This is a genomic window from Xanthomonas pisi DSM 18956 (assembly GCF_001010415.1).
Classification (GTDB): Bacteria; Pseudomonadota; Gammaproteobacteria; order Xanthomonadales; family Xanthomonadaceae; genus Xanthomonas; species Xanthomonas pisi.
Genome location: NZ_JPLE01000015.1, coordinates 21055 through 35535, shown reverse-complemented (window position 1 = coordinate 35535; position 14481 = coordinate 21055). Strand labels below are relative to the sequence as shown.

General features: G+C 66.0%; 14 protein-coding genes. 1 reads left to right on the top strand and 13 read right to left on the bottom strand.

Translation table 11 applies throughout. The features are described from left to right. Nucleotides 1-36 precede the first annotated feature (36 nt). Genes rnhB through lpxD form a run of 5 tightly spaced genes read right to left on the bottom strand, consistent with a single transcriptional unit; the run spans nt 37 to nt 4356 of the window. Nucleotides 37-774, bottom strand: coding sequence for a ribonuclease HII (gene rnhB, locus Y887_RS03585; protein WP_046963046.1), 738 nt, complete (start codon nt 772-774; stop codon nt 37-39). Further along, nucleotides 771-2042, bottom strand: coding sequence for a lipid-A-disaccharide synthase (gene lpxB, locus Y887_RS03580; RefSeq protein ID WP_046963045.1), 1272 nt, complete (start codon nt 2040-2042; stop codon nt 771-773). Before lpxB ends, rnhB begins: the two co-directional genes overlap by 4 nt. A gap of 29 nt (nt 2043-2071) precedes the next feature. Further along, nucleotides 2072-2863 carry an acyl-ACP--UDP-N-acetylglucosamine O-acyltransferase gene (gene lpxA / locus Y887_RS03575; protein WP_046963044.1) on the bottom strand — a complete coding sequence of 264 codons (792 nt, stop codon included), beginning with the start codon at nt 2861-2863 and terminating at the stop codon, nt 2072-2074. A gap of 21 nt (nt 2864-2884) precedes the next feature. Continuing rightward, the gene (gene fabZ / locus Y887_RS03570; RefSeq protein ID WP_046963043.1) at nt 2885-3346 is read right to left on the bottom strand and encodes a 3-hydroxyacyl-ACP dehydratase FabZ; all 462 of its coding nucleotides are present in this window, start codon (nt 3344-3346) and stop codon (nt 2885-2887) included. After that, nucleotides 3343-4356 carry a UDP-3-O-(3-hydroxymyristoyl)glucosamine N-acyltransferase gene (gene lpxD, locus Y887_RS03565; RefSeq protein WP_046963042.1) on the bottom strand — a complete coding sequence of 338 codons (1014 nt, stop codon included), beginning with the start codon at nt 4354-4356 and terminating at the stop codon, nt 3343-3345. The genes fabZ and lpxD overlap by 4 nt, the downstream gene beginning before the upstream one ends. Nucleotides 4357-4483: 127 nt before the next feature. On the opposite strand from lpxD, the gene Y887_RS03560 reads away from it, so the two are divergent. Beyond that, entirely contained in the window at nt 4484-4675 is a 192-nt protein-coding gene (locus Y887_RS03560; RefSeq protein ID WP_046963041.1) for a hypothetical protein, read from the top strand. Nucleotides 4676-4750: 75 nt separating this feature from the next. Here the strand turns inward: Y887_RS03560 and bamA are convergent, their stop codons facing one another. From bamA to Y887_RS03520, 8 genes are all read right to left on the bottom strand, one after another. After that, nucleotides 4751-7117, bottom strand: a complete 2367-nt coding sequence (gene bamA, locus Y887_RS03555; RefSeq protein ID WP_046963040.1) for an outer membrane protein assembly factor BamA — start codon at nt 7115-7117, stop codon at nt 4751-4753. 83 nt (nt 7118-7200) lie between these two features. Next, entirely contained in the window at nt 7201-8547 is a 1347-nt protein-coding gene (gene rseP / locus Y887_RS03550) for an RIP metalloprotease RseP (RefSeq protein ID WP_046963039.1), read from the bottom strand. 26 nt (nt 8548-8573) lie between these two features. After that, entirely contained in the window at nt 8574-9764 is a 1191-nt protein-coding gene (locus tag Y887_RS03545) for a 1-deoxy-D-xylulose-5-phosphate reductoisomerase (protein ID WP_046963038.1), read from the bottom strand. Nucleotides 9765-9766: 2 nt separating this feature from the next. Further along, a complete protein-coding gene (locus Y887_RS03540; protein ID WP_039423350.1) occupies nt 9767-10594 on the bottom strand; it encodes a phosphatidate cytidylyltransferase in 828 nt (275 codons plus the stop codon). Further along, a complete protein-coding gene (gene uppS / locus Y887_RS03535) occupies nt 10591-11352 on the bottom strand; it encodes a polyprenyl diphosphate synthase (RefSeq protein ID WP_046963037.1) in 762 nt (253 codons plus the stop codon). The genes Y887_RS03540 and uppS overlap by 4 nt, the downstream gene beginning before the upstream one ends. Nucleotides 11353-11369: 17 nt before the next feature. Beyond that, nucleotides 11370-11927: a ribosome recycling factor gene (gene frr / locus Y887_RS03530; protein WP_046963036.1), complete on the bottom strand. Its 558-nt coding sequence runs from the start codon at nt 11925-11927 to the stop codon at nt 11370-11372. Nucleotides 11928-12118: 191 nt separating this feature from the next. Continuing rightward, the gene (gene pyrH, locus Y887_RS03525) at nt 12119-12841 is read right to left on the bottom strand and encodes a UMP kinase (RefSeq protein WP_046963035.1); all 723 of its coding nucleotides are present in this window, start codon (nt 12839-12841) and stop codon (nt 12119-12121) included. Between the two features lie 106 nt (nt 12842-12947). After that, nucleotides 12948-14471: a sensor domain-containing diguanylate cyclase gene (locus Y887_RS03520; protein WP_046963034.1), complete on the bottom strand. Its 1524-nt coding sequence runs from the start codon at nt 14469-14471 to the stop codon at nt 12948-12950. Nucleotides 14472-14481: the final 10 nt, after the last annotated feature.

Here is a 14481-nt window from a genome sequence, read left to right as displayed (position 1 = left end):
GGTTGCCATGCCCAGGCTGCTTGGACCTTCTGCGTCTCAAAGCGGCGCGGCGAACTGCACGACCTGCAGCTGTTCCCCGTCTTCGGTCACCGGTACCGGGTTCCGGCCTTCCAGCGCCATCCGTACCGGCGCGAAGCTGCGGCGGTGCTGCGGGCACGGTCCGTGGCTGCGCAGCGCGGCCAGATGCACCGGCGTGGCGTAGCCCTTGTGCTGATCGAAGCGGTATTCCGGGTGCTGGACGTGCAGGGCGTGCATCAGCCGGTCGCGGGTGACCTTGGCCACGATCGAGGCGGCCATGATGGCGCGGTCCAGCGCATCGCCGCCGACCAAGGCCTCGGCCGGGCAGGGCAGGCCCTTGGGCACCCGGTTGCCGTCGATGCGCGCAAACCCGGCCACATGCGCCACGCCTTCCACCGCCCGCCGCATGCCGAGCATGGTGGCCTGGTAGATGTTGATGCGGTCGATCTCCTCGCTGTCGATCAACACCACCGACCACGCCAGCGCCCGCTCGACGATGCGCGCGTACAGCTGCTCGCGGCGCTGCGCGGTCAGTTGCTTGGAATCGTCCAGCCCGTTGATGCGCGGCTTGGCAGGATCGAACACCACTGCAGCGACCGCCACCGGCCCGGCGAGCGGACCGCGACCGGCTTCGTCGACACCGGCGATCAAACGCCGGGATTCGGCATTCGGGATTTGGGATTGGCCAAACAAGGGCGACTGGCGCGCCTCGGCGCTGGCGCTATCGGCTTGGGTGCCCGAAGCAATGATCTTCACGCTTTTGCCCCTGACGAATCCCCAATCCCCACTCCCGAATCCCGGCCCTCCAGCAGCCCGGCCACCGCATCGGCCGCACGCGCCGACGCATCGCGGCGCAGCTCGGCGTGCAGGGCGAGGTAGCGCGGTTGCAGGGCGGCGACCTTTTCCGGGTGTTTGAACCAGTCCAGCAGCGCCACGCATAGCCGCTCCGGGGTGCAGTCGTCCTGCATCAGCTCCGGGGCGAGGTCGTCGTTGGCCAGGATGTTGGGCAGCGCGTAGCGGTTGACCTTGAGCAGGCCCAGCGTCCTGACGATGCGGTAGGTCAGCGGCGCGACCTTGTAGCCGACCACCATCGGTCGCTTGACCAGCATCGCCTCCAGCGTGGCGGTACCCGACGCCAGCAGCACCACGTCGGCGGCCAGCATCGCGGTACGCGCCTGGCCGTCGAGCAGATGCGAGCGCATCACCGGCAACGAACTGCGCGATAGCTGCTCGGCCAGCAGTTGCTTGCAGCCCGGGTTGGCCGCGGGTACCAGCACATGCAGGTTGGGCAGGTGCTCGGAGACCAGCCAGGCGGCCTGGAAAAAGGTGTCGCCCAGCTTGCTGATCTCGCCGTGCCGGCTGCCCGGCAGCACCGCCAGCACGGTGCTGGAGGCGGAGATGCCCAGGGTCGCGCGGGCCGCCTCGCGGTCGGCCTTGTAGGCGATGTCGTCGGCCATCGGGTGGCCGACGAAGCGCGCGTCCACGCCGTGTCTGGCGTAGATCGGCGGCTCCATCGGAAACAGGCACAGCACCAGGTCGGCGCTGGCGCCGATCTTCTCGGCACGTTTTTCGCGCCATGCCCAGACCGACGGGCTGACGTAATGCACGGTGCGCACGCCGCGCTGCTTGAGCCAGCGCTCGACCGGCAGATTGAAATCCGGCGCATCGATGCCGATGAACACGTCCGGCTTCCACGCCAGCACCCGCTCGCGGAAGGCGCGGCGCAGCTTCAACAGCCGCGGCAGGTGCTGCAGCACTTCGGTCAGCCCCATCACCGCCAGCTCGCTGGCATCGAACCATGTCTGGCAGCCGGCACCGCGCATTGCATCGCCGCCGATACCCACGAATTCCGCATCGGGATAGCGCAGCCGCAACTGCGCAATCAGCCCGGCCCCCAGGATGTCGCCGGAGGCTTCGCCGGCGATCAGGGCGATGCGTGGGGCGCGGAGATTGGGGATTGGGGATTGGGGATTGGCTAGCGCGTCATGCACGACTTCGCCCGGTGTGGTGTGGACGCTTTGCATCCCCAATCCCGAATCCCGAATCCCGGCCGTCATCGCAACAACGGCCGTTCCGCCGCTTCGATGAACTCGAGCATGCCGCGGACATCGTCGCTGTCCTTGGCCTGTTCGGCCAGCTGCGCCTTGGCGTCTGCCAGCGGCAGGCCGGCGACGTACAGCGTGCGGTAGGCGCGCTTGATCGCGGTGATGCGTTCGGCATCGAAGCCGCGGCGCTTGAGGCCTTCGCTGTTGATGCCGCGCGGGCGGCCCAGCGACTCGCTGCCGACCATGGTGAACGGCGGCACGTCGCCGTTGGTCAGCGCGCCCATGCCCAGGAACGCGTGCGCGCCGATGCGGCAGAACTGATGCGCGCCGGCAAAGCCGCTGATGATCACGTAGTCGCCCACGGTGACGTGGCCGGCCAGGGTGGTGTTGTTGGAGAACACGCAGTGGTTGCCGACATGGCAGTCGTGCGCCACGTGCGTGTAGGCCAGCATCCAGTTGTCGTCGCCGACCACGGTGATGCCACCGCCGCCACCGGTGCCGCGGTTGATGGTGACGAATTCGCGGATCACGTTGCCGTGCCCGATCACCAGTTCGGTGCGCTCGCCGGCGTACTTCTTGTCCTGCGGTTCCCCGCCGATTGCGGCATGACCGATGAACCGGTTGTTGCGGCCGATCCGGGTCGGGCCGTGGATCGAGCAATGCGGCCCCACTTCGGTGCCGGCGCCGATCTGCACGTCGGCGCCGATCAGCGAAAACGCGCCAACGCGCACGTCGTCGGCCAGTTGCGCCGACGGGTCGATGACGGCGGTGGGATGAATCAAGGGTGCTTGATCACGCATCGTGTCTCACCTCCAAAACGGTTATTCCTTGGCGCCGGCGCACATGACTTCGGCGCTGGCCACGATTTCGCCGTTGACCTTGGCCTCGCCGTAATAGCATCCCATGTTGCGGATCAGGCGCTTCATCTGCACCTCCAGGATCAGCACATCGCCCGGCACCACCTGCTTGTTGAAGCGCGCGTTGTCGACCTTGACCATGTAGAACAGCTTGGACAGCGCATCGCGGCCCAGGCCGAGCTGGGTCATCACACCGCCGGCCTGCGCCAGCGCCTCGATGATCAGCACGCCCGGCATCACCGGACGGCTCGGGAAGTGCCCCTGGAAGAACGGCTCGTTGATGCTGACGTTCTTCTGCCCGACGATGCGCTTGGCTTCCAGATCCAGTTCGATGACCCGGTCGATCAGCAGGAACGGGTAGCGGTGCGGGATCAGCGTCTGGATCTGGTTGACGTCGATCGGCAGCTCGTAAACGGGGTGACTCATGCGTTCTCCTTGCCCACAGCCAGAATGCGCCTTGCCAGCGCATCGAGTTGTTTGAAGCGCGCGGCATTCTTGCGCCACGTGCGATTGTCGGTGAGAGGGGTGCCGGACGAATACTCGCCCGGCTCGTGGATGGAATTGCGCACCACCGACTTGCCGGTGATCACGACCTTGTCGCAGATCTCCAGGTGGCCGACCACACCGACGTGCCCGCCGAGCAGGCAATACCGGCCGATCTTGGCGCTGCCGGCAATGCCGGTGCAGCCGGCGATCGCGCTGTGCGCGCCGATCCGGCAGTTGTGGGCGATCTGCACCAGGTTGTCCACGCGCACGTCTTCTTCGAGCACGGTATCTTCCAGCGCACCACGGTCGATGCAGGTGTTGGCGCCGATCTCGCAATCGTCGCCGATCACCACGCCGCCCAGCTGCGGCACCTTGATCCAGTGGCCGGCATCCATCGCCAGGCCGAAGCCATCGGCGCCGATCACCGCGCCGGGATGGATCCGCACGCGCTTGCCCAGCCGCACGCGGGTGACCAGGGTGACGCGGGCGATCAGCTCGCTGCCGTCGTCCACCACGCAGTCTTCGCCGATGATGCTGCCGGTGCCGATGATGCAGCCATCGCCCACGCGGCTGCGCGCACCGATGCTGACGAACGGCCCGACATGCGCACCGGGCGACACCTGCGCGCTGGGGTCGATCACCGCCAGGGGATGAATGCCGGGCTCGCGGACCGGCGCCACGTCGAACAACGCGGCGATCTTGGCGAATGCGGTGTACGGGTCCTTGGCAACCAGCACGGTGCCGTGCGCCGCCTCAGCGTCATCGGCGCGTACCACCACCACCGCCGCTTGCGTGTCGGCAAGCTGCGGCCGGTAGCGCGGGTTGGACAGGAAGCTCAGCTGGCCCGCACCGGCATGCGCCAGCGTCGCCACCCCGGTGACTTCGGTTGCGCCGTCGCCGACGACGGTCAGACCAAATTGTTCGGCAATCGCAGTAGCGGTCAGGGCCATCAGGTGAACCTCGCGTAAACAGTAAGTGGCTGTTTTTACGGAAAAAAAACATAGCCAAGAATCCGCTAAACAGTCAGGCGTATCTGTTGCCTGGCCGCAACCGAGCGGCTAACCCAGGAAGAAGCATATGAAAACTCTCCTCTCCATGTTCGCCGGCATCGTCCTGCTTGGCGCAGTCAGCAGCGCCTCGGCCGACGACTTCGCGCAGCAGCAGGCCGACGCTAAGAGCTTCTGGGACCAGCAGGTCCAGTGTGTCGATCCGTCCGATTGGAGCGGTACGGCGAGCTGCCTGAGCACGCTGTTCCAGAGCTACTTCTGAACCTGTAACGCCTCAGGTACGACAGATAAACAATGGCGGCCCGATCGATCGGGCCGCCATTGTTTTGCGTGCGTCTTAGAACTGGCCGCCGAAGGTGAACTGCAGGCGTTCGATCTCGTCGTTGTCTTCCTTCTTCAGCGGGAACGCGTAGCTGATCGAGATGGGGCCGACCGGGGCGCGCCACAACAGCGCCACACCGGTGGAGGCGCGCAGCTCGTTGGCCTTGAAGTTGTCCACGCCGTCGTAGACGTTACCGAAGTCGAAGAACGCCGACACGCGCGCCGACGGGCTGTCGAACAGCTTGGGGAAATACATTTCCACCGAACCGACGGTCTTGAACGAACCACCCAGCGGCTGGCCGCGGTTGAAGCCGTTGATCGGCTCCGAACGCGGGCCTAGGGTGTTGTCTTCGAAGCCGCGCACCGAGTTGGTACCGCCGGCGTAGAAGTTCTCGTAGAACGGCAGGCCGGTGGCGGTGATGGTGCGCGAGGTGCCGTTGGGACTGGTGACCACGCGGGTGCTGTCGTTGCCGTAGCTGTCGCCGTAACCCAGCTCGAAGCGCGTGTTCAACACCAGCGCCGGGATGATCGGCCAGTAGTTGGAGATCTGGTAGTTGAGCTTGTAGTACTCGACGGTCGAGCCGGGCAGGGTGGTTTCCAGGCCGACGCGCTGGTACATGCCGCGGGTCGGCATGAAGAAGTCGTTGCGGGTATCGCGCGCCCAACCCAGCTCGCTGCGCCAGGCATGGAAGGTGCGCGTGCCGATCGCATCGATGTAGTCGACGATCGCCTGCGGCGTGGTGCCCGGGAAGGTGGTGATCTGGTTGCTGTCGATGCCCACCATTGCCGAGACAGTGTCGTTCTCGGTGATCGGCACGCCGAACACCACCTGCGCCGAGCCGTTCTTGCTGTTGAACTGCGCGGTGTTGAAGTCCGAGTAATCCAGCGAACGCCACGACAGGTTGTAGCCCAGCGACACGCCGTCGTCGGTAAAGAACGGGTTGGTATAGGAGAACGCGTAACGCTGCTGGAAGGTGCTGCGCGAGGCTTCCACCGCCACCCGGTTACCGCCGCCCAGGAAGTTGTTCTGCGACAACTGCACCGAGGTGGTCACACCGAAGCTTTGCGAATAACCCAGACCGAACACGAAGCTGCCGGAGGTGGTTTCCTTGACGTCGTAGATCACGTCGACCTGGTCGTTGCTGCCAGGCACCGCCGGAGTCTCCACGTTCACCGACTCGAAATAGCCCAGACGCTGCAGGCGGATCTTGGAACGGTCGATCGCCGCCTGCGAGTACCAGGTGTTTTCGAACTGGCGCATTTCGCGGCGCAAGACCTCGTCGGAGGTGCGGCTGTTGCCCTTGTAGAGGATGCGGCGCACGGTCACGCGCGGGCCCGGCACCACCTGCAGGTTCACCGCAACGGTGCGGTCCTCGCGGTTGGGGGTTGGAATCGGGTTGACCTTGGCGAATGCGTAACCGACGTTGCTCAGCGTGTTGGTGATCGCATCGGAGGTGTACTCCAGCAGCGCGCGCGAGAAGATGTCGCCGGCCTTGGGAATCACCAGGCGCTCGATGTCGGCCTGCGGCAGCACGGTGTCGCCGGTGACCTTGATCTCGGAAATCTTGTACTGCTCGCCCTCGGTGACGCCGGCGCTGACGAACATGTCGCGCTTGTCGGGGCTGATCGAGACCTGGGTGGAGTCGATGCTGAAATCGACATAGCCGCGGTCCAGGTACCACGAGTTGAGCTTCTCCAGGTCGCCGGACATCTTTTCCTTGGAGTACTGGTCGTCGCGGCGATACCACGAGGCCCAGTTGTGCTCCTTGGACTCCCAGTTCTCCAGGATGTCCTCGTTGGCGAACTTCTCGGTGCCGATCAGGTTGACGTGGCGGATCTTGGCCGCCTTGCCTTCCTTGATCGCGATGGCCACGTCGACGCGGTTGCGGTCCAGCGGGCTCACCGTCGGGGTGATCTCGACGTTGTACTTGCCGCGGTTGTTGTACTGGCGGGTCAGTTCCTGGGTCACGCGGTCCAGGCTCAGGCGATCGAAGGTGCCACCCTCGGTCAGGCCGATGTCGCCCAGGCCCTTGAGCAGTTCCTCGGACTTGATGTCCTTGTTGCCGGTCACGGTGAGCTTGTTGATCGCCGGGCGTTCCTTGACCGTGATCACCAGGATGTTGCCCTGGCGGTCCAGCTGCACGTCCTCGAAGAAACCGGTGCGGTACAGCGCCCGGATCGAGTCGGCCACCTTGGCGTCGTCCACGGTGTCGCCGCGGTTCACCGGCAGATACGTGAACACGGTGCCGGAAGCGATGCGCTGCAGGCCGTCGACGCGGATGTCGCTGGCAACGAACGGCTCTGCGGCCAGGGCAACGGCTGGCAGGCTGAGGCCGGCGGCAAGAGCGAGGGCAAGCAGGCGGCGAGTGGGAAGACGCGTCATGTCACATCCGGTTGGAGTCGATTTCGGGTGTTGCTGGGTGCCGGCGTATGACGACGACAACAGGCGGAAAGAGTGGAGCAGTTTCATCGTGGAACCAGGCCGAGGATGTCGTTGTAGAACGCCAGTCCCATCAACCCGGCCAGGACTGCCAGGCCGACATATTGCCCGGCAATCATGGCCCGTTCGCTGATCGGGCTGCCCTTGACCAACTCGATAAGGTAATACAGCAGATGCCCACCGTCCAAGATCGGGATGGGCATCAGGTTGATGATCGCCAGGCTGAGCGACAGCAATCCCAGGAAATACAGGAACCAGTCGAGCCCGCGTTCGGCGGAGGCATTGGCGGCACGCGCAATGGTGACCGGGCCGGAAATGTTCTTGACCGAGGCCTGGCCGGTCAGCATGCGCTTCATCATGCCCAGCGAATCGGCGGTCATCTTGCCGGTTTCGCGGATCGCCGCAGGCACCGCCGCGAAGATGCCGTACTGCTGGCGGCTGTCGTATTGCGGCGCCGGTGCGGCGGCGGGGCGGACCCCGATCATCCACTGGCCCTGCGGCGATCTGCGCGGTGCGATTTCCAGCGCCAGGCGGTCTTCGCCGCGCGCCACTTCGATCATGCCCGGCCCGCCGTGCGCGCCCAGCGCCTGCACCTGCGGAATGATGTCGTCGGCCGAGCGGATCGGCTGGCCATCGATGGCCACGATGCGATCGCCCGGCTTGAGCAGGCCATCGGACACCGAACCGGGCACCACTTCGGCGATCACCGGTGGCTGCAACATGAACTGCCAGCCGATGCCGGCCAGGGATGCCACGCGGCGCTCGTCGAAACCGACCGGCAGCTGCGAAAGACGCAGGGTGTGTTCGCGGTTGCCGCCACCCTCGGCGGCGGTGAGCACCTGGATGTCGCGCTTGTCCATGGCCGCGGTGGTGAGCTGCATGCTGGCATCGCTCCAGCTGCTCACGCTGCGTCCGTCGATGCGCACGATGCGCTCGCCCGGTGTCAGCCCGGCTTCGGCGGCCAGGCCGTCGGCGCGGCCGACGGTGGCCGAATAATCCTGCTTGCCGACCACGAACATCGCCCACAGCATCGCCATGCACAGCAACAGGTTGGCGATCGGGCCGGCCGCGACGATGGCGATGCGCTGCCACACCGTCTTGCGATTGAACGCTTGGTCCTGCTCGGCCGGGTGCACGTCGCCTTCGCGCTCGTCGAGCATCTTGACGTAACCGCCCAGCGGGATCGCGGCTACCACGAACTCGGTGCCGTGGCGGTCGCGGCGCATCCACAACGGCCCGCCGAAGCCCACCGAAAAACGCAGCACCTTGACGCCGCAGCGGCGCGCGACCCAGAAGTGTCCGAATTCGTGGAACGTCACCAACAGACCCAGGCTGACGATCATCCACCAGACCGAACCGATGAAATCACCCATGGATGCAACTCGGCTGCGTGGATCGATCAGGCATGAAGGGCGTGGTTGGCGAGGGCGCGTTCGGTGGTTTGCCGGGCTTGCGCGTCGGCAAAAAGCAGGGTGTCGAGGGAGTCGGCATTGTGCCGTGGGAGCGTTGTCAGCGTGTGTTCGACCAACGCAGGGATCGCTAGGAAACCTATTTGGCCCTGAAGAAACGCTGAAACAGCCACTTCGTTGGCCGCGTTCAGGATCGCCGGCGCGGTGCCGCCGGCGCGCAAGGCCTCCCAGGCCAGGCGCAGGCAGGGGAATGCGGCGGTATCGGGCGCCTCGAAATCCAGCCGGCCCTGTTGCAGCAGATCCAGGCCCGCCACCCCCGATTCGACCCGCTCCGGCCATGCCAGGCCCACCGCCAGGGTGGTGCGCATGTCCGGCAGGCCGAGCTGGGCCAGGGTTGAGCCGTCGACGAATTCCACCAGCGAATGCACCAGGCTTTGCGGATGCACCAGTACGTCGATCTGCTCGCCGGGCAAGCCGAACAGGTGGTGCGCCTCGATGACTTCCAGGCCCTTGTTCATCAAGGTGGCCGAGTCCACCGAGATCTTCGGGCCCATCGACCACTTCGGGTGCGCAACCGCCTGCGCCGGCGTCACTGCCGACAGCGCGCTGCGATCCCAGCCACGGAAGGGGCCGCCTGACGCGGTCAGGATCACCCGGCGCACGCCGCGACTGGCGTCGCAGGAACGCAGGCACTGGAAGATCGCGCTGTGTTCGCTGTCGATCGGGATGATGTCCGCGCCGGCGGACGCCGCAGTCCGGGTCAGCAGCTCGCCGGCCAGCACCAACGATTCCTTGTTGGCCAGCAGCAGGCGCTTGCCGGCGCGCGCGGCGGCCAGCGTGGAGGGCAAGCCAGCCGCTCCCACGATCGCGGCCACCACGGTATCGCAGGCATCGCTGCCGGCCAGCGCATCCAGCGCCGCCGTCCCGGCATGCGCCTGGGTGGCCAGGCCGGCCGCACGCAGCCCGTCGCGCAGGGCCGGGTACAGGGTCTCGTCGGCAATCACCGCGTGCGCGGGGCGATGCGTGGCGCACAGCGCCAGCAGCGCATCCACCTGGCTGCCCGCAGACAGCACGCTGGCGCGCAGCCGCTGCGGATGGCGGGCGATCACGTCCAATGCCGACGTGCCGATCGAGCCGGTCGCGCCGAACACGGCGACCTGGCGGGGAGAAGAGCCAGCCATGCTTAGAATCCGAGAATTTCCTTGCCGAGTGCGAACACCGGCAGAGCGGCGAGCACGCCATCGATGCGATCCAGGACGCCGCCGTGCCCGGGAATGACCGTGCCCGAATCCTTGGCGCCGGCATGGCGCTTGAGCAGGCTCTCGAACAGGTCGCCGAGCACCGACGCCAGCACCGCCACCGCTGCGACCAGGACCAGCTGCGGCACATGCGCCAGGGTCAGTCCGGCCAGCCAGCCGAAGGCGCAGGCCACTGCGATACCGGCGACCATCCCGCCGAGCAGGCCTTCGATGGTCTTGTTCGGGCTGATGCGCGGCGCCAGCTTGTGCTTGCCGAACGCGCGCCCGGCGAAATACGCCCCCGAGTCGGCCGCCCAGACCATGGTCAGCGCGGTCAGCAGCCACAGGTTGCCCTTGTCCGGGTTGGCATGCAGCAGCACCAGCGCGGCCCAGGCCGGAAGCACTGCCAGCGTGCCGGCAGCGAGCTTGAGCGCGCGCGCCTGGCCGTTGCCATGATCGGCGCCGAAGGTGAAAAAGCGCAGCCACAGCAGCGCCAGCACCCACCAGACCACCCCCACCAGGGCGGCGATCTGGAACAGCACCATGGAGCCGGCCGACGCCCACACCATCAACACCATCAGCAGCAGGTTGAGCATCAGCAGCACGGTGCGCGGCAGGCTGTCGTCGATGCCGGAGAGCTTGAGCCACTCCCACAGACCGGTCAGGAACAGGATCGCCGCCAGCGCTGCCAGCCACTGGGTGGGCAGCAGCACGATCGCGCAGATGGCGAGCGGCGCCATGATCAGCGCGGCAATCACGCGGGTCTTGGTCATGCGGAGGACGTCTCCGTCGCCTTGTCGGCGATCTGGGCACTGGTCAGGCCAAACCGGCGTTCGCGCCCGGCATAGTCGTCCAGCGCCTGCTGCAGCACGCCGGCATCGAACTCCGGCCACAGGGTTTCGGTGAACCACAGCTCGGTATAGGCCAGCTGCCACAACAGGAAATTGCTGATGCGGGTATCGCCACCGGTACGGATGAACAGATCCGGCGCCGGCAGGTCCGACAGTGCGACCCGGCTGGACAGCAGGGCCTCGTCGATCTGGTGCGGTTGCAGGCGTCCGGCCGCCACCTCTTCGGCCAGCGCACGCGCGGCCAGCGCGATGTCCTGACGGCCGCCGTAGCTGGCCGCGATGCTGAGCACCAGGCGCGTGTTGCCGGCAGTGGTGCGCTCGGCAGCGGCCATGCGTTCGCGCAGCGGTGCGGCGAAGCGGCTGCGTTCGCCGATAAAGCGCACCTGCACCCCGCGCCGTTGCAGTTCTTCGACCTCGCGGTCCAGCGCATGCAGGAACAGCTTCATCAGCGCATCGACTTCCTCCTGCGGGCGGCCCCAGTTTTCACTGGAAAACGCGAACAGGGTGAGCGCCGATACGCCTTTTTCCAGGCAGAAATCGATGGTGCGATTGACCGCCCGCGCACCGGCGCGATGGCCGATCATGCGCGGACGTCGCCGACGCTGCGCCCAACGCCCGTTGCCATCCATGATGATGGCAATGTGGCGCGGTATCGCGTCGGTAGAAGGGACTGGATGCATGGCAGGAGATGCCACGATCAGACCGTCATCAATTCCTGTTCCTTGCCCTTGACGACCTCATCCACATCCTTGATGGCCTTGTCGGTCAACTTCTGGATGTCGTCTTCGGCGCTGCGGGCTTCGTCTTCGGTGACCTTCTTGTCTTTCAGCAGATCCTTGACCTGCTGATTGGCATCGCGGCGGATGTTGCGGATGGCCACCTTGCTGTCTTCGCCTTCGCCATGCACGGACTTGCTGAGCTCCTTGCGGCGCTCCTCGGTCAGCGGCGGCAGGTTCAGACGGATCACCGTGCCCACCACGGTCGGGGTCAGGCCCAGATCCGAGGCGTACAGGGCTTTTTCCACGTCCTTGATCATGCCCTTGTCGAACAGGCTGATCACCAGCGAGCGGCCTTCGGAGACGCTGATGCTGGCAACCTGATTGAGGGGGGTGTCGGTACCGTAGGCCTTGACCTTGATGCCGTCCAGCAGCGCCGGCGAAGCGCGGCCGGTACGCACGGTGGTCAATGAATGGCGCAGAGCATCGATGCTCTTGGTCATGCGCGTGAGCGCGTCTTGTTTGATCTGGTTGAGCATCGCCGGAATCCGTGTGGAGCTGAATCCGGGGATTATAGCCGGGACTGGGGTTTCACGACTCGCAGGTCGTCAGGACCCGCGCGGCCGGTTCACTTGCCGCCGCCGCTTGCCGCTGGAGGCGCTCGACGGACAGGCGTCAACGCAGGCGTCAGTACTGCGCTTTAACGAATCCCCAATCCCGATTCCCGCCCTCAGCTCCGGCCCTGCACCAGGGTGCCGATCTGCTCTCCACGCAGGATGCGCAGCAGCACGCCGGGCTCGCTCATGCCGAAGATGCGCAGCGGCAGGTCGCTGTCGCGCGCCAGTGCGAAAGCGGCGGTATCCATCACTTCCAGGCCCTGCATGATGACTTCGTCGTAGGTCAGGCTGTCGTAGCGCACCGCGTCGGTGTGCTTCTTCGGGTCCTTGTCGTACACGCCATCGACCTTGGTTGCCTTGAGCAGCAGGTCGGCACCGATTTCGATCGCGCGCAGCGCCGCGCCCGAGTCGGTGGTGAAGAACGGATTGCCGGTACCGGCGGCGAAGATCGCGATGCGGCCCTTTTCCAGGTGGCGCATGGCGCGGCGGCGGATGAAATCCTCGCAGACGTCGTTGATCTTGATCGCGCTCATCACGCGCACCTTGGCGCCGAGCTTTTCCAGTGCGTCCTGCATGGCCAGCGCATTGATCACGGTGGCCAGCATGCCCATGTGGTCGCCGGTGACGCGGTCCATGCCGCTGGCAGCCAGGCCGGCGCCGCGGAAGATGTTGCCGCCACCGATCACCAGCGCGACCTGCGCGCCGGCCTGCTGGGCTTCGATCACTTCATGGGCAAGGCGGTTGATGACCTTGGGGTCGATGCCGTAATCCCCGTCTCCCATCAGCGCCTCCCCGGAAAGTTTGAGAAGAATGCGGCGATAGGAAAGTTCGGACATGGGGGAGACCTCGGGGGTGGGGGACGGCAAACGCCGGCAATTCTAGCGGAAGCCTGCCACCGGGCGTGGTAAAAATTCCTTTGTCGGCATCGACGTGACGGCTTGCTCAGTGTGCCCGCAGGTTCGGCGGCGTCGAGACATCGGTCGCATCGTAGGCGGTGACGCGGTTGCGGCCGCGATGCTTGGAGCGGTACAGCGTGCTGTCGGCCGCCTGCAACAGATGCTCGATGCTTTCGAACTGGCGCTCGACCCCGCCATGCGTGGCCAGGCCGGCGGAGAAGGTGATGTGCAGCGGGCCGCCCTGCAATTGCGCCATCGGCGTGCGCGCGGTCTCGGCAAGGATGCGCTCGATCACCATCAATGCCGCGTCGGCAGGCGTGTTGGGCAGGATCACCAGGAATTCTTCGCCGCCATAGCGCGCCACCAGGTCGCTGGTACGCACCATGCGCTGCAGCGTCTGCGCGAAGTTGCGCAACACCTCGTCGCCGACCAGATGGCCGTGCGCATCGTTGACGCGCTTGAAGTCGTCCAGATCGATGAAGGCGATCGACAGCGGCCAGCCCTGTCGCGATGCCAGTTCGAATTCATGCGCCAATGCGGTGCCGAGCTGATGCCGGTTGAACACGCCGGTCAGCGCATCGCGGCTGGCCTGTTCGGCCAGATGACGCATGCGGTTTTCCGATTCGTCGGCGTGTCGGCGCGCTTCGGCCACATCCTGCAGTTCGCGCAGGCTGCGCAGCATCGCCAGCTCGCGCGCCTGTTCGAAGATCAGCTGGATGTGCTCGGGTTGCGGCACGCGGATATCGAACAGCGCTTCGAGCTCGGGCAGCGATTCGGCGATGCGTTCGATCACTTTTTCGAAGCGTTCGGCATCCAGTTCCAGCACGTCCTGCGCCTGGCGCTGCGCATGCTCGGTCGCGGTGACGGCGCTGGCGGAGAGCCAGATGTCGGCCAGGTGCCCGGACAGCGCCACGCAGGCCATGAACGGCTCCAGCCCTGCCGGCTCCTCTTCGCTCTGCGCGATCGCATTCTGCAGGTAGTGCGGCAACTGCCACTGGTGCGCAAGCCAGGCGCCGATCTCGGCGTGGGTGGCGCCCAGGTGCTGGCGCTCGGCATCCAGCAGCGATGCGTTGTCGGGCGCCTGTTCCAGCAATGGGGCGTACAGCGCGGGTGCGCCTTGCAGCAGCGCCAGCTTGCCGATGTCCTGCAGCAGGCCGGCCAGCATCAATTCTTCGGGTTTGCGGATCCCGTAGGCCTGGCCCAGGATGCGGCTTGCCAGGGCGCACAGGCCGGCGCGACGCCAGATGCGCTCATGCAACGGATGCGCGGTGAAGGTGCTGCGCACGCCGTGCACCATCGAAAATCCCAGCGCCAGGCTCAGGGTCGCATTGAGGCCGAGCATGGTCAGCGCCTGGCCCAGGTTGTCGACGCGGCGGCGACTGGCGTACAGCGGCGAGTTGGCCACGCGCAGCATGCGTGCGCTCAGGGCCATGTCCATGCCGATGACCTTCGCGGTGGTGGTCATGTCCACATCCGGGTCCTGCGCCAGTTCGATGATGCGCAGCGCGACGCCCGGAGGCGAGGGCGGGTTACGGCAGTAGTGCAGGGCGGCCTGGAGATCTGGTTGCATGAGTCATCGC